This is a genomic window from Actinomadura roseirufa, from assembly GCF_900659635.1.
Classification (GTDB): Bacteria; Actinomycetota; Actinomycetes; order Streptosporangiales; family Streptosporangiaceae; genus Spirillospora; species Spirillospora roseirufa.
Genome location: NZ_CAACVB010000006.1, coordinates 40,609 through 60,558, shown reverse-complemented (window position 1 = coordinate 60,558; position 19,950 = coordinate 40,609). Strand labels below are relative to the sequence as shown.

At 71.9% G+C, this 19,950-nt stretch carries 14 protein-coding genes; 4 read left to right on the top strand and 10 right to left on the bottom strand.

What is annotated here, in order from left to right:
• Position 1 precedes the first annotated feature (1 nt).
• The 5 genes from ftsH to dacB form a co-directional block, all read right to left on the bottom strand.
• Positions 2-2,005, bottom strand: a complete 2,004-nt coding sequence (gene ftsH, locus E1291_RS02635) for an ATP-dependent zinc metalloprotease FtsH (RefSeq protein ID WP_131735898.1) — start codon at positions 2,003-2,005, stop codon at positions 2-4.
• A gap of 305 nt (positions 2,006-2,310) precedes the next feature.
• Positions 2,311-2,874: a hypoxanthine phosphoribosyltransferase gene (gene hpt / locus E1291_RS02630; RefSeq protein ID WP_131735897.1), complete on the bottom strand. Its 564-nt coding sequence runs from the start codon at positions 2,872-2,874 to the stop codon at positions 2,311-2,313.
• A gap of 91 nt (positions 2,875-2,965) precedes the next feature.
• Complete coding sequence (tilS, locus tag E1291_RS02625; RefSeq protein ID WP_131735896.1) at positions 2,966-4,003, bottom strand: tRNA lysidine(34) synthetase TilS; 1,038 nt, start codon at positions 4,001-4,003, stop codon at positions 2,966-2,968.
• A gap of 74 nt (positions 4,004-4,077) precedes the next feature.
• Positions 4,078-5,190, bottom strand: a complete 1,113-nt coding sequence (locus E1291_RS02620; protein ID WP_131735930.1) for an Rv3626c family coenzyme F420 biosynthesis-associated protein — start codon at positions 5,188-5,190, stop codon at positions 4,078-4,080.
• 124 nt (positions 5,191-5,314) lie between these two features.
• Positions 5,315-6,736 carry a D-alanyl-D-alanine carboxypeptidase/D-alanyl-D-alanine endopeptidase gene (gene dacB, locus E1291_RS02615; protein ID WP_242613894.1) on the bottom strand — a complete coding sequence of 474 codons (1,422 nt, stop codon included), beginning with the start codon at positions 6,734-6,736 and terminating at the stop codon, positions 5,315-5,317.
• Positions 6,737-6,845: 109 nt separating this feature from the next.
• Here dacB and E1291_RS02610 point away from each other — a divergent pair, with 109 nt between their 5' ends.
• On the top strand, positions 6,846-7,337 hold the full coding sequence (locus E1291_RS02610) for an inorganic diphosphatase (RefSeq protein ID WP_131735895.1): 492 nt from the start codon (positions 6,846-6,848) through the stop codon (positions 7,335-7,337).
• Between the two features lie 169 nt (positions 7,338-7,506).
• Here the strand turns inward: E1291_RS02610 and E1291_RS02605 are convergent, their stop codons facing one another.
• Positions 7,507-8,826, bottom strand: a complete 1,320-nt coding sequence (locus tag E1291_RS02605) for a C40 family peptidase (RefSeq protein ID WP_242613893.1) — start codon at positions 8,824-8,826, stop codon at positions 7,507-7,509.
• 106 nt (positions 8,827-8,932) lie between these two features.
• Entirely contained in the window at positions 8,933-10,726 is a 1,794-nt protein-coding gene (locus E1291_RS02600) for an RNA polymerase sigma factor (protein WP_131735894.1), read from the bottom strand.
• A gap of 378 nt (positions 10,727-11,104) precedes the next feature.
• Between E1291_RS02600 and E1291_RS43675 the strand changes: the two genes are divergently transcribed.
• Positions 11,105-12,157 (top strand): MerR family transcriptional regulator, encoded by a 1,053-nt coding sequence (locus E1291_RS43675; RefSeq protein ID WP_242613892.1) that lies wholly within the window; start codon positions 11,105-11,107, stop codon positions 12,155-12,157.
• On the top strand, positions 12,154-14,652 hold the full coding sequence (locus tag E1291_RS02585) for a VIT domain-containing protein (RefSeq protein ID WP_131735893.1): 2,499 nt from the start codon (positions 12,154-12,156) through the stop codon (positions 14,650-14,652). The genes E1291_RS43675 and E1291_RS02585 overlap by 4 nt, the downstream gene beginning before the upstream one ends.
• A gap of 75 nt (positions 14,653-14,727) precedes the next feature.
• On the opposite strand, the gene E1291_RS02580 is transcribed toward E1291_RS02585, so the two are convergent.
• Positions 14,728-16,164 (bottom strand): MFS transporter, encoded by a 1,437-nt coding sequence (locus tag E1291_RS02580; protein ID WP_242613891.1) that lies wholly within the window; start codon positions 16,162-16,164, stop codon positions 14,728-14,730.
• A 102-nt stretch (positions 16,165-16,266) separates the two neighbouring features.
• On the opposite strand from E1291_RS02580, the gene E1291_RS02575 reads away from it, so the two are divergent.
• Complete coding sequence (locus E1291_RS02575; protein ID WP_131735892.1) at positions 16,267-16,659, top strand: MarR family winged helix-turn-helix transcriptional regulator; 393 nt, start codon at positions 16,267-16,269, stop codon at positions 16,657-16,659.
• Between the two features lie 833 nt (positions 16,660-17,492).
• Here E1291_RS02575 and E1291_RS02570 read toward each other — a convergent pair.
• Both E1291_RS02570 and E1291_RS02565 read right to left on the bottom strand, forming a co-directional pair.
• Complete coding sequence (locus E1291_RS02570) at positions 17,493-18,689, bottom strand: hypothetical protein (RefSeq protein ID WP_131735891.1); 1,197 nt, start codon at positions 18,687-18,689, stop codon at positions 17,493-17,495.
• 315 nt (positions 18,690-19,004) lie between these two features.
• Entirely contained in the window at positions 19,005-19,901 is an 897-nt protein-coding gene (locus E1291_RS02565; protein ID WP_131735890.1) for an NAD(P)H-binding protein, read from the bottom strand.
• Between the last annotated feature and the right edge of the window lie 49 nt (positions 19,902-19,950).

Sequence of the window (19,950 nt, the reverse complement as noted above, 5' to 3'; positions counted from 1 at the left end):
ATCAGCTCTCGCCAGGGGCCGGATCGACGGCCTCAGAGGGGACCCCGCCCTGACCGTTGCCCTTGGTGAGGTCCGTCACGTCCTGCGGGCCGAGCAGGGCCAGCTCCTTGGGCGTGAGGATCGGGGGGCGGTCGGAGGGCAGGCGCTTGCCGTAGCCGGTGTAGGAGTTCTGGTGCGGCCGCTTCGTGATCGGCGCGAAGATGGCCAGCACCTGGTCCTTGGACAGCGTCTCCTTGTCCATGAGGTTCACCACCAGGTCGTCCAGGACGTCCCGGTACTCCACGAGGATCTCCCAGGCGGTGTCATGGGCCGACTCGATGTACCGGCGGACCTCGTCGTCGATGGCCGACGCGATGTCCTCGGAGTAGTCGCGCTCGTGACCCACGTCGCGGCCGAGGAAGACCTCACCGGCGCCGGTACCGAACTTGCGGGCGCCCAGGCGCTCGCTCATGCCGTACTCCGTCACCATGTTGCGCGCGATGGAGGTGGCCTTCTCGATGTCGTTGGCCGCGCCCGTGGTCGGCTCGTGGAAGACCAGCTCCTCCGCGGTACGGCCGCCGAGCAGCATCGCGAGCTGGTCGGTCATCTCCGAGCGGGTGGTGAGGAACTTGTCCTCCATCGGCAGGGTCATGGTGTAACCCAGGGCCCGGCCGCGCGGCAGGATCGTCACCTTGTGCACGGGGTCGGCGTTCGGCAGCGCGTGCGCCACCAGGGCGTGGCCGCCCTCGTGGTAGGCGATGATCTTCTTTTCCTTCTCCGACATCACGCGGGTCTTGCGCTCCGGCCCGGCCATGACGCGGTCGATGGACTCCTCGAGGGTGTCCATGTCGATCAGCTTGCGGTCGAAGCGCGCCGTCAGCAGCGCGGCCTCGTTGATGACGTTCGCCAGGTCGGCGCCGGTGAAGCCCGGCGTGCGCCGCGCGATGACGTCGAGGTCGACGTCCGGGGCGAACGGCTTGCCGCGCCCGTGCACCCGCAGGATGCCCTTGCGGCCCTCCAGGTCGGGGCGGTCCACCGTGACCTGGCGGTCGAAGCGGCCCGGACGCAGCAGCGCCGGGTCGAGGATGTCGGGCCGGTTGGTCGCCGCGATGAGGATCACGCCGCCCTTGACGTCGAAGCCGTCCATCTCGACCAGCAGCTGGTTGAGGGTCTGCTCGCGCTCGTCGTGACCGCCGCCGAGGCCCGCGCCGCGGTGCCGGCCGACGGCGTCGATCTCGTCGATGAAGATGATCGACGGGGCGTTCGCCTTGGCCTGCTCGAACAGGTCGCGGACGCGGGACGCGCCGACGCCGACGAACATCTCGACGAAGTCGGAACCCGAGATCGAGTAGAACGGGACCCCGGCCTCGCCGGCCACGGCGCGCGCCAGCAGCGTCTTGCCGGTCCCGGGCGGGCCGTACAGCAGCACGCCCTTGGGGATCTTGGCGCCGATCGACTGGAACTTCGCCGGGTTCTGCAGGAAGTCCTTGATCTCTTCGAGCTCCTCCAGGGCCTCGTCGGCCCCGGCCACGTCGGCGAAGGTGGTCTTCGGGGTGTCCTTGGTGATGAGCTTGGCCTTGGACTTGCCGAAGTTCATCACCCGCGAGCCGCCGCCCTGCATCTGGTTCATGATGAACAGGAAGATCAGCACGATGACCACGATGGGCAGCAGGCTGAACAGCAGGTTCAGGAAGAAGCTCTGCTTCGGCACCTCGACGTTGTAGCCGCCCGGCAACTTGCCATGGTTGGCCTGGTTCTGCAGCAGGTTCTGGAGCTGGACGCCCTGGCCGTCGACCCAGGACGCCTGCTGGTGCTTGTTGTTGGTGAGCGTGACCTCGATCCGCTGATCCTTGTCAATGATCTTGGCGGACTTCACCCTGCCCTGGTCGATCTCCTGGACGACCTTGGAGGTGTCGGTCTTCTCGTACGAGTGGCCGGGGTTGACGCCCCACATGACGAGGGCGACCAAGAGGCCGAACAGCAGGATCCACAGCAGCGGCCCGCGAAAATAGCGCTTCACGTCCATTTATCCGGTTACCCCTTCGGGGCCCGTCCCTCCTGACCAACGTCTGTGTGCGATCCTCGCCCGTCCCGGGGGGCGGGCACCACTGCGACCAACAAAGGTCCGTCGCCCGGGGCTCCGAACCCACCGAAGCGGTCTCCCGCGTGTGGCTCCCTGCCCCGGAGGGCCCGGGATACCGACGGTACACCGCAGGGCGCAGGAGACGCAGCCAGCGCCGATCTCCTGCGTCCTTTCCATATACCCGTCAACGACCCTTGCAACGATCCGTAACGGTCCCTTGTTCCCTGGCGCGGTTACCGGCCGCCGTCTCAGGCGCCCTCACCACCGTAGACATGGGGTGCCAGAGTGCCGACGAACGGCAGGTTCCTGTACCTCTCCCCATAGTCGAGCCCGTAACCGATGACGAACTCGTTCGGGATGTCGAACCCGATGTACTTCACGTCGAGCTCGGTCTTGACCGCCTCCGGCTTGCGCAGCAGCGCGCAGATCTCCAGCGACGCCGGACCTCGCGACCGCAGGTTGCTGACCAGCCACGACAGGGTCAGACCCGAATCCACGATGTCCTCCACGATCAGCACGTGGCGGTCGATGATGTCGGTGTCCAGGTCCTTGAGGATACGCACGACTCCGGACGACTTGGTCCCCGAACCGTACGACGACACGGCCATCCAGTCCATGGACGCGGGCGAGTGCAGAGCGCGCGCGAGGTCCGCCATGATCATAACGGCGCCCTTGAGGACCCCGACGAGCAGCAGGTCCCTCCCCGCGTAGTCGGCGTCGATCTCCGCGGCCAGCTCCCGCACCCTGGCCTGCAGGTCGGCCTCGGGGATCAGCACCTTCGCCAGGTCCGTGCCCAGGTCCTTCTCGTCCACAACCCCATCCTCATCGGTGTCGTCCCGCCCGCCCGGCGGGCGGGCTCCACGCGGCGGACGCCGCCGTGTGACGGCTCGCACGCGGCACGCGTCAACCCCGGACGATCAGCAGCCTTCCATACCGCCGGCACGCCCGGAGACCCCCGGGCAGGTCGACGTGCCGCTGGCCGTGCCAGGCCGTGACCAGCCGATCCACTGCATCGACATGGACGGCCGCGAGCGTACCCGGTGGGCTGCCGGCGCCGACCGCCGCCGTCCGCAGCACCCGGGTGCGCACGGCTCTGGGCAGCTCATCGAGCCCTTCCAGCCGGATCGCGAGGACGACGTCCGGGCCATCGTGATCGCCGGCCCCGGGGTCCACCAGGTCTCCGTACGCGCGGGCCGCGAGTTCGTCCAGGGCGTCGGCGTCATCGCGCAGCATCCGCGCGGTCCGTGCCAGGGCTTCGGCCACTCCGGGCCCCAGTGTGTCTTCCAACACGGGCAGAGCCTTGTGCCGGACGCGCACGCGCGCGTAGGCGGGATCGACGTTGTGAGGATCGTCCCAGGGGTCGAGCCCCATCGCCTTGCAGGCCCTTCGCATCGTCGCCCGGTCAAGTTCCAGGAAAGGCCGGAGGTACCGGACGGTCTCGCCTCCGTCCTCGTCCGGCCTCGTCCGAGTGAGGGACGGCGCCATGCCGGCAAGGGAACGCGCCCCCGCCCCCCGCGCAAGCCCCAGCAGGACGGTCTCGGCCTGGTCGTCCCTGGTGTGCCCGAGGAGGACCGCCGCGGCCCCCAGCCGTACGGCGGCTCCGTTCAGGGCGTCGTAGCGGGCGTCGCGAGCCGCGTTCTCCATGCCGCCGCGCCGCCCCACGGTGACGGCGATCGACCCGGCCGGATCCAGGCCCAGCCCGGCGAGCGTGCGGACGACGGCCGCGGCGTGCGCGTCCGAGCCGTCCTGGAGGCCGTGGTCGACCGTGACCGCACCGGCCCGATGCCCGGACCGCGGCGCCTCGAAGGCCAGCGCCCCCGCGAGCGCCAGCGAGTCGGCGCCGCCGCTGCATGCGGCGAGCACCATCGATCCCGCCGGCAGGGCGGCGAGGCCGCGCCGTACCGCGAGACGTACCGCTGCCACTGCCGGATCAGGCCCCATGGGAGAAGCTCTACCACCACGCGTCCCGGACCGGGAAAGCCGGCAGGGCGGCAGAGAGGCCCCTGAGGCGCCGCCTACGCCTCATTGGCCTCCGGTGGGGCCACGTCGATGGCCTGCGAGCCGACGACCCGCCCGATCCACAGGGCGGGCTCCTTGATCTCGTCGTGCGAGGGCAAGGACTCCGGCGACTCCCAAACCTTGTTGAAGCCGCTCATCCCGACCTCGGCGACGACCCGCCGCACGAACCGCGAGCCCTCCGCGTACTGCTTCATCTTCAGGTCGATGCCGAGGAGCCGGCGGATCGTCTTGTCCAGCTTGGAGCCCCCGTCGCGGCGCCCCTGGAAGCGCGACCGGATCTGCTGCACCGACGGCACGACCTCCGGCCCGACGGCGTCCATCACGTAGTCGCCATGCCCCTCGACCAGGGTCATCACGGCGGTGAGCCGGTCGAGGATCTCACGCTGCTCCGGGCTCTGGATGGCGTCGATCAGGTTGGCGTCACCGCCGCGGACGGCGTCCGCGACGGCTTCGGCGGCGTCCCGGATCCGGTCCAGCATGACGCCGGGGTCCAGGTCGGACGCCAGCAGGAACTTGGTCATCTGGTCCTGCACGTACTCGCGCAGCCAGGGAACCCCGGTGAACTGGGCGCGGTGCGTCTCCTCGTGCAGGCACACCCAGAGCCGGAAGTCCCTCTCGTTGACGCCGAGCTCCTGCTCCACGTGCACGATGTTGGGCGCGACGAGGGTGAGCCTGCCCGTCGGAGCCCGCCCGGAGGGGTCGGGCGGCAGGAACAGCTCGTACTGCCCGAGGACCCGGCTCGCCATGTAGGCCAGGATCGCGCCCACCTGCATGCCGGTGACCCGGGAGCCGAGCGCCTGGACGACCGCGTTCCCCGCCCCGCCCAGCGGCCCGGGGCCGCGCCGCTCGGACATCTGCTCCATGAGCGGTTCCAGCACCACCCGGAAACCGTCGACGTTCGCCCGGATCCAGCCGGGCCTGTCCACGACCGTCGCCGGGGCCGGATCGATCTCCGAGGCCATGCCGGTGAAATCCCGAACGTGACCGTGCGCGAGGCCCGACAGCTCCCGCAGCTCCGCGACGACCTCGCGGGCCTCGGCATGGCTGACCTGCGGCCCAGGCCGTACCAGCCGGGTACCGGCCTGGACCGCCATGTTCCAGTCGATCATTGAGGCGCTCATGTGCTCCACCGTACGTTTCGGACACGGCGCCGGAGCGCCCCTGCACGATCGCTCAACGAACGACCGTTCTGGTTATCTCCCGTACGAACCCGGCCACACCCGGCCCGGCCGGTCAGCCGCACCCGCAGGAGGCGACCGCCGCCGCGAGCCGGTCCAGCATCCCCGGGTCCACCGGGCCCTTCCCGTCGCCCGCCATGAACGCGAACGCCAGCAGCCGCCCGTCGGCGTCGTGGGCGACCCCCGCGAGCGTGCTCACACCCGCGAGCGTCCCGGTCTTCGCCCGGACCGTCCCGGCCCCCGCCTGGCTCGCGGGGACGGTGTAGCGCGGCGGGCGGAGCGTGCCCGAGAACCCCGCGACCGGCAACCCGGTGATGACCGCGCGCAGGTCGGGACGCTCGGGCCCGGCGGCGAGCGAGACGATGCGCGCGAGCGCGACCGGGGAGATCCGGTTGCGCGGCGACAGCCCGCTGCCGTCGTTGACGAGCACGCCCTCGGCGACCCCTAGGGTCGACAGAACCTGCCGCACCGCCTGCGCCGCGCCCGCGAACGACGCCGGGCGCCCGAGCTTGACCGCGACCTGCCGCGCCACCGCCTCGGCCACATCGTTGTCACTGTCGGTCAGCAGATGCTCGACGAGCGCCGACAGCGGCGGCGACTGCACCGCGCCCAGCCGCGCCGCCCCCTGGGGCGCGGCCGTCGCCCGCCCCGCCTTCGCCACCACCCCGTTCTTCGCGAGCATGCGCGCGAACAAGGCCGCGGCGGCGGCGGGCGGATCGCCGACGCGCCCCTTCTTCGTCGGGTCCGCGGGCGAGAGGCGCCCCTCGTCCACGGTCAGGGCGGAGACGGGAGCGAGTTCACCGTCGGGCAGGTAGTTGGGCTTCCAACTGGAGGCGGCGCGAGGGCCCTGGTACAGCGACGCGTCGTAGTCCACCCGCACGCGGCGCAAGCCGGATGTCTTGAGCGCCGTGGCGGTCTGCCGGGCGAGCTCCGCGAGCGAGGCGTACGGCGGATGCCCGGCGTCCCCCCGTGGGGGAAGGGCCGTCAGTGTAGGATCCCCGCCTCCGACCAGTACGACGCCGCCGCCGGAACCACGCACGACCTGGGTGACGATCCGGTGCTGAGGCCCCACCGAGGCCAGCGCGGCCACCGTCGTCGCCAGCTTCGTGGTCGACGCCGGCGTGGCGGGCTGCCCGGCGCGCTGCTCGAACAGCGGACGGCGGGTCACGGCGTCGATGACCACCGCGTTCACCTTCGCCTTCGGGCCGCCGATCAGCGGTCCCAGCCGCGCCGCGAGGACGGAGGGGCTCGGCGTCCGCGCCGACGCGGAGTCGGCGGGCGGGATCGGCGCCGCGGCCTGGACCAGGTCACGAGCGGCGACGCCCGGCGGCTGGGGCGCCAGATGCCGATCAGGTGTGAGTTTGACCACTGCCAGCCCGGCGGCGGCGGTGAAAACGTTAAGGAGGGACAGTGACAGGACAGCGAGGACCCGGCCGCGTCCAGGCACGTGACCGTCCCCCTCCCACTCAGCACTCACCAACGTGCGACATCCTTATATAAGGGAACACCCACCCCGTGGGGTCTGCCCCGCCCGCACAGACCCCGAAAGACTATTCACTGCGACCGCGCAGGGAGCGGAGGACATCTTGGATTTCGACGTCACCATTGAGATCCCGAAGGGCCAGCGGAACAAGTACGAGGTGGACCACGAGACCGGTCGCATCCGGCTCGACCGCATGCTCTTCACCTCGACGCAGTACCCGGCCGACTACGGGTTCATCGAGAACACGCTGGGCGAGGACGGCGACCCCCTGGACGCGCTGGTCCTGCTGCAGGAGCCGACGTTCCCCGGCTGCCTCATCCGCTGCCGCGCGGTGGGGATGTTCCGGATGACGGACGAGGCCGGTGGTGACGACAAGGTCCTGTGCGTCCCCGCGACGGACCCGCGCATGGAGCACCTGCGCGACATCCACCACGTCCCCGAGTTCGACCGGCTCGAGATCCAGCACTTCTTCGAGGTCTACAAGGACCTCGAGCCCGGCAAGTCCGTGGAGGGCGCCAGCTGGGTCGGCCGTGTCGAGGCCGAGGTCGAGATCGAGCGGTCCCGCAAGCGGGCCGTCGACCAGGGCGGTCACTGACCGTCCACCCGGCCCGGACGCCCGGCGCCGCCCGGACCGCGCCCGGGGGTCGCGTACGGCACCGAACCGCTCCCTGCCGTCCCACGCGATGCGGCATGCGAGAACCCTTCCGCACGGAACTCCGCGCGGAAGGGTTCTCGCCTTCTGCGGGTCGCCTCTTCCGCGCGGGTCACCCGGCCGGACGCGTGGCTCCGATGAGGTCATTGCGTCGGATGCTGGAGATGCGCACGTGCGCTCCCGTGTAGGGCGCCTCCACCATCCGCTCCCTGCCGATGGCGATGCCCACGTGATGGATCGTGTCCGGGTTGGACGTGTCCCGTGCGAAGAAGACCAGGTCGCCCGGCCGGAGCGCGCGCAGCGGCACGTGCGGTCCTGACGTCCACTGTGTTCCCGTCCAGTGGTCCAGCCGTACGCCGGCCCTGGCCCACGCGTACATCGCCAGACCTGAGCAGTCGAAGCCCAGGATTCCCGATCCCTGATCGAAGCCGAAACTCGGGCCGCTGGCGTTGCCTCCGCCCCACGAGTAGGGCGTGCCGAGCCACTTGAGCGCCGCGCGGGCCACCAGCGCCCCTCGTGCAGGGGAGGCCGCTGGCCCGGCACTGGGCCGGTTGGACGCAGCAGGACTGGACGCAGCAGGACTGGACGCGGCAAGGTTGGACGCGGCAAGGGCAGCACGCGCCTTCGACGCCTCTCGCGCGTCCAACGCCTTCCGGCGCGCGCGCCGCAACTCAACTGCGTGAGCCTTGGCCTGGCCGAGGCGCCTCTCCAGGTTCTTCTTCTCTGTCCGTATCCGCTGGACCGACTCCCGTTGCCGTGTCACCGCGTCCTGCGCCGCCCTCTTGGCGTCCTCCGCACGCCTCGTCGCGGCCTCCTGTTCCTTGAACGCGGCCTCCGCCTCCCGGCGGAACACGTCGGCGACGTTCTGCGCGGCCTTCACCCGGTCGACGAGCCCGACCCGTTGCTGGGCGAGCACCTTGACCATGCCGGCCCGGTCCATGAACCCCTGCGGACCGCCCTTGCCCACGAGCGCCGACGAAATCTCGTCATAGCCGGTGTTGTGCTGGTAGGCGCGCGCGGCGAACGAGGCCAGCTCGGCGCGGCCCTGCTCGACGCGGCGGCCCGCCTCCGCGACCCGCGCCTGGGCTCCGGCGTAGGCTCCCCGGGCCCGTGCCAACTGGACGAGCTCACCGTTGTAGCGTTCCACCGCCGCTTCGGCGGTCACCGCGAGGCGGTCCAGCTCACCGTCGGCGAGGGCGAGCCTCGCCTTCGTCCGGCCGACCTCCGCGGCCCGTTCCCGCACCTGGCGGCGGCTCTTCTCGACGTCCCGCGCACTCGGGACGGGCTTGGCGGCGGAACGCGCGGACGCGACCGGGGCCAGCCAGGTCATGCCGATGGCCACGCCCGAGGAGAAGGCGATCAGACGCAGCGTCGGCGACCAGGCGGAGGACCGCGGTCCACGGCGGCGAAGCCCTGCTGTGCTCAGTGCCATGCCGACGTCCTGCCCAGGCCGTGTTTTACTTAGGGCAAATGATCATCTACGAAGCGTAGTTCACTTGGGCAACGATCGGAACGTCCGGCGTGGCCGGTCGCCGCGCTCAGCCTGCGGAGGCCGGCCTCCCGAGCGCGGCCCCGGGACCCGCTCCGGAGGCCGACGGTAGCCCGGGAGCGTGCACGGGCTGAACAGGGTCCGCGCCCCCGCCCGGGGCGGGCACCGGCAGGTACGGCGGTCGCGGGCGCGCGGCGCTCGACACGGGAGGCTTACCAGGCCGCTGCGTGTCCGTCGGTGTGGACGAAGCGGAGTCGCCACCACCTGTAGGAGCCTGCGTGGGTGTGGGATCCGGCGCAGGAGCGTTCGGACGCCACGTGACCCGGACCTGGACCGCACCGGGCTGGAACGCGATGCCGCCCTCACCTCGTGAGTGGGCGTACCGCACGATGTGCACACCGACGGTGACGGTTCGCCCCTGCTCGACGCGGCCGGACGACTGACTCAGCCGCACGGCTCCCCAACTGCGCGCGCGCCAGGTGACGGGTCCGCCGTCCGCCCGCAGCTCCACCGACCCGTCCGAGCCTCCGGCCAGATCCAGGAAGCCCGGGGAAACGGTCAGCGTCCCGGTCACCTTCGACGGCGCCGGGGCCTGTGCCCCTGCGGCCGGGACGGTGGAGGACACCGAGCCGGAAGGAGAGGACGACAGGGCGATCGGCGGCGTGGACGACTCCCGTGCCCCTAGGGGGAACGTGGCGGAGACGGGCGCCACGCCCATGGCGCCCTTGCCTTCTGGCCGTCCCCCGTTGGGACGACCCGGGAGGGGCATCTGCGACACACCCGGACTCGCTGTCGGTCGTGGGCCGGCGAAGATGCCGGCCGTCTCGACGCGCCGGTGCCCCAGATCGAACAGCTTGTACACGGACACGACACCGACGCCGAACAGGAGCGACACCAGCGCGAGCACCGCGGCCACTCTGGCGGCCTGGATCTGAAAGCCTGCACGCTCAGCAGCGTCCCTCGTTCCGCGGACGGTGCGCGACACCGATGGCCTGCGACCCGGGCGAGAAGGCCGGGACGGACTCTGCTCCCGGCGGGACTGGATCGGGAACCCGGTCGGAGCGAACTCGGTGACCCTGGTGGCGACGAAGAGCCGGTAGCCGACGAGTTCCGGATCCATGAAGCAGCTCATCACCCGGAGCCTCAACTCGGGCGGCGGAACCACGTCCGGCAGCAGCCCGTACACCTTGGCGGCCGAGACCGTGCGGGGACGGAGCGCTCCGCAGACGTCGCACTCCCCCGCGTGCCCCGCCAGCCGCCCGCCGAGGTCGGTCCCTTGCCCCGCCGACCGCTCGCGCAGCAACCGGGCCCGCTCGTCACAGCCGTACGGGCCCTGATGCGCGAGGATCTCCGCGGTCAGCGACTCCTCCAGCTCGCCATGAGCCCGGTCGAGCGCCGCCTGCGCCTCCTTGGGACCGAGGTCGAGGACGGCGGCCAGATCCGGGACCGCCAGCCGGTGCCTGACCCGCAACTCCAGGATCTCCCTGGAACGGGACGGCAGCGCGAGCACGGCCTGCCAGGCCACGATGCGCTGGTCGGCGTCCTCCTGGGCATGGCCGTCGACCGGCGGGTCCGGCGGACGCACGCGGGCCGACTGCCGCCGCCCGCACTCCAGCCGCGCGAGGGCGTAGAGCCACGGCCCGAACCGGCGCTTGTCGCGCAGCCTGCCGATGTGCGCCTCGGCCACGACGAAGGCGTCGCGCAGCGCCGCCTGCGCCGCGTCACGGTCGCGCAGCCGGAACCAGCAGTACGCGTAGAGCCGGTCGGCGTAGGCGCCGTACACCGTGGCCGGAGCACCGGGATCGCGGTCGCGCAGCGCCTCGACCAGGAGATGGTCGTCCATGCGAGAAAGGTAGGGGCTCGACGGTACCCGCCGGTGGGAAATCAAAGCACCGAACACCGATTCTGGACGCAATTTCTACTCGCGTTGCGGCTTTTTCCCGGAGGACTGTGAACAGTGCCGCAAGAGGCTTAGCTCCATCTTGTCGCCGCGCACCCCAACTCTCCCACCAGCAGAAGATCACCAAATGCCACCAAGGAACTACAATAAGCAAATAACCGGAATAGCGGACGAAGCGCACCGCCCATTACTCCACTTCGTCCCTCGCCAGGCAATCGAGAAACCCTGAACTCGCAGGTACGGACACTTTTCCAGCGCGGGCGGCTTGATCGGATTCGATCGGACTTGACACTGTCATCGTGACAGTGTCATCATGGCGGCATGGACGGTACCTGGACGATCGGCGAGCTGGCGGAACGCGCCGTGGTGGCGCTCACCGCCGGTGACTCCACGCAGGTCAACGGCCGGGTGCGCGATCTGCCCAATGAGCGCCTGATCCGCTGGTACACCACGATCGGCCTCGTCGACCCGCCCCTGGGCCGCCGCGGCCGAATCTCGCTGTACGGCCCGCGCCACCTGCTGCAGCTCGTCGCGGTGAAACGGCGGCAGGCGGCGGGCCGCTCCATCGCGGAGATCCAGCTGGAACTGGCCGCCGCCACGGACGCCGCCCTCGCGCGCATCGCCGGGCTACCCGAGCACACGGCGGTCGGCCCACACCCCGAGCCACACCCGGAGTCGCGCCCTGGCTCACACCCTGGCTCACACCCCGGCCCACACACCGGCCCACACACCGGCCCACACACCGGTTCGCGTCCTGGCCCACACACCGATTCGCGTCCCGGCCCGCGTCCCGGCCCGCGCCCTGGCCCACACCCCGGCCCCCACCCCGAGTCGCGCCCCGGCCCACACACCGGTTCGCGCCCTGGCCCGCACCCCGTACCGGTCCCGGCCTCCGCAGAGCAGCCTGCGACTCCGCCGGAGGAGCCGCCCGGCCCGCCGCGCACGGAGCCCCCGGTGTCGGCGGCCCCTTCCCTTGCTCACGACTCGTCCTCGGCCACCGAAGAGCCCGCGCCCGACGCGGATCCGCGGTCCGCGCCGCCCGCCGCGCACCGAGGCGAGGCGTCCACGCGTGACCGTTTCTGGAGCAGCCGGCCCGAGGTGACCTACGCGCCCGCGTTCACCGTCGAGTTCGGCGAACCTCCTCCGGCGGTCGTCCAGGGCGTCCGGCTGGCCCCCGGCCTCACCCTGCTGCTCGACGTCCCCGCACTCGGCGGCGACGACCTCGCCGCGATCCAGGCCGCCGCCCGGCCACTGCTGGAGGAACTGCGCCGGCGCGGCCTCGCCGCCCCCGCCGCCCACGCGCCTCCGCCCACCGCGACGCCCACCGAGACGCCCCCCGACCTGCCCGCCGACACTTCCCGGAGGCCCCAGTGACCGTGCGCATCCTGCCACTGCCCGATACCCCGACGCCTCCGGACGGCGATCACGGGCTCGGCGCCCTGACCACCGGCAGGGGCAACCTGCCGCTCGACTCCGTCCACGTGCACGCCGCCATCACCGGGCTGGCCGCCGGCCTGGAGGTCGTCCAGGGCTTCCGGAACCCCTTCGACGTCCCGCTGGAGGCGACCTACGTCTTCCCACTGCCCGACCGGGCCGCCGTCACCGGGCTGCGGATGGAGGCCGCCGACCGTACCGTCGAGGGCACCCTGAAGGAACGCGGCGCGGCCCGGCGCGACTACGCCGACGCCGTCGCCGCCGGCCGGCGGGCCGCCATCGCCGAGGAGGACCGCCCCGACGTCTTCACCATGCGGGTCGGCAACATCCTGCCCGGCGAGCGCGTGACGATCAGGATCACGCTCGACCAGCCCCTGCCCTACGAGACCGGCGGCTCCGGCGCCGGCGCCGCGACGTTCCGGTTCCCGCTGGTCGTCGCCCCCCGCTACATCCCCGGCACCCCGCTGGACGGCGAGCGCGCCGGCTCCGGCGTGGCCGACGACACCGACGCCGTCCCCGACGCCTCCCGGATCAGCCCGCCCGTCCTGCTCCCGGGGTTCCCGAACCCGGTCCAGCTCTCGATCACCGCCGACGTCGACCCGGCGGGGCTGCCGCTCACCGGGATCCGCTCCGCCCTGCACGTGGTCGCCGAGGACTCCGACGGCGGGCGAACGACGGTGCGCCTGCGTCCCGGTGAACGCCTCGACCGCGACTTCGTCCTGCGCATGGACTACGACCCGCACGAGAGCGCCGCCCTCTCCCTCGTCCCCGACGAGTCCGGCGACGAGGGCACGTTCACGCTCACCGTGCTGCCCTCCGGGGAATCCCGGCCCGCGCCCCGCGACGTCGTCCTCGTCCTGGACCGGTCCGGCAGCATGCAGGGCTGGAAGATGGTCGCCGCCCGCCGCGCCGCCGCCCGCATCGTCGACACGTTCCGCGCGGAGGACCGCTTCGCCGTCCTGTCGTTCGACACCGTCGTCGAACGTCCCCGCGACCTCGGCTCCGGCCTCGCCGCCGGCACCGACCGCAACCGCTTCCGCGCCGTCGAGCACCTCGCCGCGCTCGGCGCCCGCGGCGGCACGGAGATGCTCGCCCCGCTGGACGAGGCGTGCACGCTCCTCGCCGACTCCACCCGTGACAGGGTCCTCGTCCTCATCACCGACGGCCAGATCGGCAACGAGGACCAGATCCTCGCGCACCTGGCGCCGCGGCTCCAGGGCGTGCGCGTCCACACCGTCGGCATCGACCGGGCCGTGAACGCGGGCTTCCTCACCCGCCTCGCCGCCGCCGGGCAGGGCCGCTGCGAGCTCGTCGAGTCCGAGGACCGCCTCGACGAGGCGATGGAGCAGATCCACCACCGGATCGGCGCGCCCATCGCGACTCACCTCGCCCTGCATGCCGACGGCCTGCGGATCGACGCCGCGTCGGTGGCCCCCGCCCGCCTCGGCGCCCTGTTCCCCGGCGTGCCCCTGGTGATCGCCGGGCGCTTCCGGGGCGCGCCGTCCGGCGCGCTGTCGGTCCAGGGCACCGGGCCCGGCGGCGCGCTCTGGGAGCAGCGCGCGACCGGGACCATCGTCGGTGACCGCGCCGCCGCCTCGATCTGGGCCCGCGCGCACCTCCGCGACCTGGAGGACCGCTACACCATCGGCGGCGCGGACGACCTGGAGCGGCGCATCGTCGACACCTCCCTGCGCTTCGGTGTCCTGTGCCGCTTCACCGCCTTCGTCGCCGTCGACAGCCGCGTCGTCACCGACGGAGACACCCCGCATCAGGCCGTCCAGCCGGTGGAGGTCCCCGACGGCTGGGCCACCCCCGCCGTCGCCTCCGCCGCGGCGGCCCCTCTGGCGGCCTTCCGCCCCGGCGGCGTCGGCGCCGCGAGGCCGAAAGGCCGGCCAGGCGGCGGCGCCGGTCACTCCGCGCCCGGGCCACGGGCGGCCTTCGCCTCCGCCGACGACTTCGACACGCCCGACTTCATGTCCACCGGCGCCCCCGCCGCTCCGGCCGGTCCGCCTCCCCCACCGGGCATCGCGCCCGCCGCACCCGCCGCGCCGGCGTACGGCGGCCCGCCCATGCCCCAGGGCGGCCCGCCCCGTCCACCGCGGGCGACCCCCGGCCGCCAGGCCCGCCGCGCACCGGCCGGACGGCTCGCCACCATCCTCGAAGGGCTCCAGCGCGTCCCGGACGACCCCGAGCAGCGCCTGAACCACCTGACCGGCGAACTCCTCCCGGCGTTGGACACCCTCATCGGCGACCTGGAGACGCGGAGCCTCGATCTGACCGCCGTCTCCGCGCTCAGAGACGAGCTCCGCACCCTCCGCCCCGGCACGGACGCGGCGCGCGTGAACGACCTGTGGGCCCGGGCCCTCCGCGTCCTCACCGATCTCGGGCACCAGCCGCTCCCGTCGCGCCGCCCCTTCTGGAAGCGCAACGGGTAGCCGCAGAAAAGGCAAAGCGGCAAGAAGAAGGGCGCCCTCCCGCGAAGGGAGGGCGCCCGGGTCGGAAGGGAAGGGTCAGTGACGCTTGGTGCGGAAGCCGAGGGCCACCAGGTTCAGCAGGAGCCCCACGACCGCCACGCCCGTGACCAGGTTGACGCCGGGGTGGAACTGGGAGAAGTCCCCGCTGCCCTGGCCGTCGCTCGCCACCAGCGCGGTGACGACCGCGAGCACCAGCGCGCAGCCGACCTGCCCCGAGGTCTGGACGAGACCCGACGCCAGTCCCTGCTCGGAGTCGGCGATGCCGTCGGTGGCCTGCGCCATGATCGCGCTGAAGCCGAAGGCGAATCCGCCGCCGAGCAGGATCGTCGTCGGGAAGACCGCGACCGCGTAGTTCGGGGCGTCGCCGGCCGTCGCCAGGAACCAGATGTAGCCGAGGCTCAGCGACAGCATCGAGCTGATGATCAGCCGCGGGGTCCCGTACCGGTCGAGCAGCCGGCCGACGAACGGCGAGCCGACGGCCACGATCAGCCCGACCGGCAGCAGCGCCATGGCCATCTTCAGCGGCGACCAGTGCAGCACGTCCTGCAGGTAGAGGGTCATCATGAACTGGAAGCTCATGAACGAGCCGAACAGCGCGACGATGCTGAGGTTGGCGCGGACGATCGTGCCGACCCGCAGGATGCCGAGACGGATCAGCGGGTGCCGCACCTTGTTCTCGGTGACGACGAACGCGATCAGCAGGGCCACCGCGAGAGCGAACGAACCCAGCGTCACGGGGTCGAGCCAGCCGCGGTCCGGCGCGGACACCACCGTGTAGACGGCGAGGAGCATTCCCCCGGTCAGCGTGACGGCACCGAGGATGTCGTGACCACCGTCACTGGACGGCTTGTCACGCGGGATCAACGCCATGCCCGCGGCGAGGGCGAGCAGGGCCAGCGGAACGGGGGTCAAGAACGTCCAGCGCCAGCCGAAGCTGGTCAGCAGCCCACCGAGGATCAACCCGGACGAGTAGCCGCTGGCACCGAAGACCGAGAAGACCGACAGCGCCCGGTTGCGCGCGGGTCCCTCGTGGAAGGTCGTGGTCAAAATGGACAGGGCGGTCGGCGCGGTGAAGGCGGCCGACAAACCCTTGACGAAGCGGGTGACGATGAGCAGCGTGCCGTCGTTGACCAGGCCGCCGACCAGCGACGCGATGGCGAAAACGGCCAGCGCGACGAGGAAGACGCGGCGGCGGCCGAGCAGGTCGGCGGTCCGTCCGCCGAGCAGGAGCAGTCCGCCGTAGCCGAGCACATAGCCGTTCACGATCCACTGCAGCGAGGTGGTCGACAGCCCGAGCTCGGTACCGATCGAGGGCAACGCGACGCCCACCATGGACACGTCGAGCCCGTCGAGGAACAACACGGCGCACAGCACCGCGAGGACTCCCCAAAGCCGGGGGGTCCAGGTCTGCTCGGCCGGCGAGGCCGCCGGCGCACGGACGGCGGGGGCAGGTGAGGTGTCGGTGATAGCCACGTTGGAGGACAGTACATGCATATGCATCAAATGTCCACGCACTAAATTCTGCGGAATTTAATGCAAGTGCATCTCATGCGTCCGCATGCTAGGATGCGCGGCATGGAGTCGAACGCTGCTCTGATCGGCCGGTGGCGCTTGCTGGCGACCTGCTACAACACCGTCGCCTGCGACCTCGATCGCAAGCTGCAGGACGCCCACGGCCTGACCATGAGCGAGTTCGAGACGCTGGACCGGCTCGTCGAGCGCGACTGTGACTCATGCCGCATGCAGGAGATCGCCGCGGACATGTACCTCAGCCAGAGCGCGCTCTCCCGCACGGTCGCCCGCCTGGAGAAGAACGGCCTCGTCCAGCGCGTCCTATGCGAATCGGACCGCCGCGGCGTCGTCGTCCAGCTCACCGACGCCGGACGCCGCTGTCACGCCGAGGCCCGAAAGACCCACCTGGCGACCCTGGCCCAGCATCTAGCCCCCCTGGCCGAAGCAGTCGCCTAGCGCTCAGGCCATGCTCGTCGCCTTGCGCCGGGCTGGCGGCCGGCGCGCGAGCACAGGACGCGCGACGGTGGACAAGCCCTACCCGCCTCCTCCATGCTCACCCGCGTCGCCCCGCCGGGCGAACCCCTGTACCCGACCATAAAGCCACCGGGGGAACGCCTCGACCGCGCCTTCGCCAGCGAGGTCTCCCGGCGGCATCACCGTCAACGCATGGCGCCCGGCCTGCCCCGCACAGAGGGGCGTCCCGGCGGCCGCACCCCCTCGATGCGCTCGTCGCCCAGCCCTGCTCGGCCGGCTGGGCGAGACTAAGGACATCAGCTTCCCAGCCTCCGACGCCGCAAGGTGCATCACCGGTCACAACATGACCGCCGGCAGCGGCCTGCCCGCATAGGGAACAGCACACGCACCCCCAGGCTCTCCGCCGCCAGCGCCCACCGCTCGTATCAACTCATGGTGGCCACAGACCGCCAGGCTCGCGAAGCAACGAATGGGCCATCAGGCCGGTCATCTTCACCAAGTCAGCAGAACCCCGACCGCCCCAGCGGACACCGACGACCGCCGACGTCCCGCCCCATCCCCTGTCCCCGTGTCGACCAACCCGCCTAGCCCCAAGCCTTGCTCGCGAGGAACAGCCGACCGATCTTCACCGCGCCAATCCGGCGCGTCGGCCACGGTGCAAGTCCGTCCCCACCCATCGGGACGCCGCCGACACCCCGGTCGCGCCCACCCGCGCCGCCCCCGGTCACCCCGAACTACGCCACCAGCGCACCGGATCTCCCAGCCCCAACCCGCCTCCCTCGACCAGCATCACCAAGACCACGGGTGTGCGGAGATCACGGCCTTACCTGGGACGCCGCGGCGCCCAAGGCGAGGCCCGGGCCGCCGATTTGGGGGCCTTCCGGCCAGAGTGAGGCCAGGTCGGAAGGCGTCAGGGGGGCGGTGTAGGCGGCGCGGAGCACCGTTCGTCCGAGGGCGGGGTCCGCCTCCGCGAGGTGGACGAACCAGTCGATGCCCGCCGGGTAGGACCACAGGTACGAGCTGAGCTGGGGGTCGCGCCGGTCCCCCAGCAGGTCGGCGATGGCAGCGTCGTCCAGCCAGGGGACGTCGCGGCGCGCGCGGTCGGCCAGGTCCAGGATCGGCTCGCCGCGGTGGAGGCCCACGTGCAGGTCGGCGCGTACGAGCTGGACGTAATGGTCGAGCCGGACGCGGGCGACGAGTGCCTGGTCGTCCGGGGTGACGAACAGGGGAAGAGCCTGAGCCAGCCCTTCCAAAAGCACCTGATAGAGGGCGTGGACGGACATCAGGCGCACCCATGGCACACCGCCCTTGGCGGTCTCCGTCCAGCTGGAGCTCTGCAGGCCGTGCCCGAGGATCTCGTGCAGCGCGAACCGGCGGGCGCCGGTCTCGGTCAGGACGGCGTTGCGCAGGTTCAACCGCAGCCGCACGCGGTTGCCCGCTCCGTCGAGCCAGTACGACCAGTACGCGTCCACCCTGGTGGTCTCGATCTCGAGCTCGAACGGGGCGGTGCTGCCGGTCGCCTCGCGGACGGCGTGCTCGAGGTCGTCGCCGGCCTTGCGGATGGCGTCCGGGGCGTCCTCGACGGCCAGCCGCCCCTCGGCCTCGTTGAGGGCGGTGGCGGTGCCGGCGCCCCAGGCGATCCCCATCCCGGTGAGGAGCTCCCGGGCCTGGTCACCGCGTGCCCGGACGTAGTCCGGCGGCCACCCGGCCGTCCCGCAGCCCTGTGTGCGGCGCACGTACTCCGCCAGCGGCGGCCGCTCGCCGAGCAGCGCCGCAAGGTAGGCGAGGTCGGCGTCGAGCCGCTCGGCCACCGGGCCCCCGGCCCGCCGGCGCAGCGCGGCGAGGCGGCGGTACACCTCGAGCCTGCCACCGGCCGGGACGGGCTCCGCGCGCTGCGGACTGCAGTCGAAGTCGATCACCGGGGAGCCGCCGCGGCCGAGCTCGTACGCGTGCCAGGCCCGCAGGACGGTCTCCGTCTCGTCCCGTACCCCGTCGCTCTCTCGAAGGTCCACGCCAGCTCCAAGATCGAGTCCTGCCGGGACCCTAACCCGGCCGCGACATCGGCCATAGCCCCCAATCCGGCGGGTCCGTCCCTCCTCGCCACCGTCGAGGGACGAATCACCCGATCCGGTCAGCCCGGCCACGGCTCCGGCGTGCCGATGCCCACGGACATGCCGAAAGTCGCGGCCGTCCACCGCAATACTCGCCAGTCCACCCTCGGTCGCCGCGCGGCCACGAGGACCGTACACGGCCGCGGCCCGGGAGAGGCCGACGGCGGCTCGCCTGGGCGAGCCGCCGTTCGGCGTTCGTGGTCGGGCGAACCGTCGTCAGGCGAGCAGGGCGGGCTTGAGGATCTCCTCGCACCACTGCGCGAAGGTCGTCGGGCTCGCGGTCTCCGGGGTGCGCCGAACGCCGTCGTCGAGGCCCTCGTCCTTGGCCCGCTTCATCTCGATCATGCCGTGGACGAAGGCGTCGCCGAGGCCGTGGCCCGCGAGCGCGGCACCGAAGTCGCCGGGCGACCGCTGCTCGTAGCGGACCGGCCGGCCGAGCACCTCGGACATGACGCGGGCCATGTCGTTCGGTGAGAGGTCCTCGGGGCCGAGTACCGGGATGTCGCCCGTCCCCGTCCACGTCCGGTCGAGCAGCAATCCGGCGGCGACCTGGGCGAGGTCACGTGTCGCGACCGACGGCGCTCGCCTGTCCGCGGCGACGATGTCGGTGAACACGCCACCGGCACGGATCGAGTCCACCTGCCCTAGCAAGTTGTCCATGAACGAGGGGCTCGCAAGGGCCCGGTAGGCCACGCCCGTGCTCGCGATGAGGTCGTCCATGGCCAGTGACGCGGTGACGTGCCCGGCGCGGCGGGCGACGGGGGTACCGCGCCCGAGCGCCGAGACTCCGACCACGTGCGCGACGTCGTGGACGGCGAACGCCTTGGCGGCGGCGCGGGTGAAGCCGGAGAACGCGTCCTCCAGGCTCGGCGCCTGAGTGTCCGGCGGGACGACCCAGAAGACGGCGTCCGCGCCGGCGAAGGCCCGGTCGACGACCTCGGCGTCACCGTGCGAGCCGGGCACGACGTCGGTCCGCGCGCGGACGGAGTCGGGGAGCTTGGCGGGATCTCGCGCGATGACGCGAATCTCCTCGCCGTGGAAGGGAGCGTTGTCGAGCAGGATGGTCAGGAGGCGGTGGCCGATGTCGCCCGTGGGCGTCGTAATGACGATCATTGCTCGAGTGTCCGGGCGGCACTGGCGGGACGTCCAATACCCTTCGCCC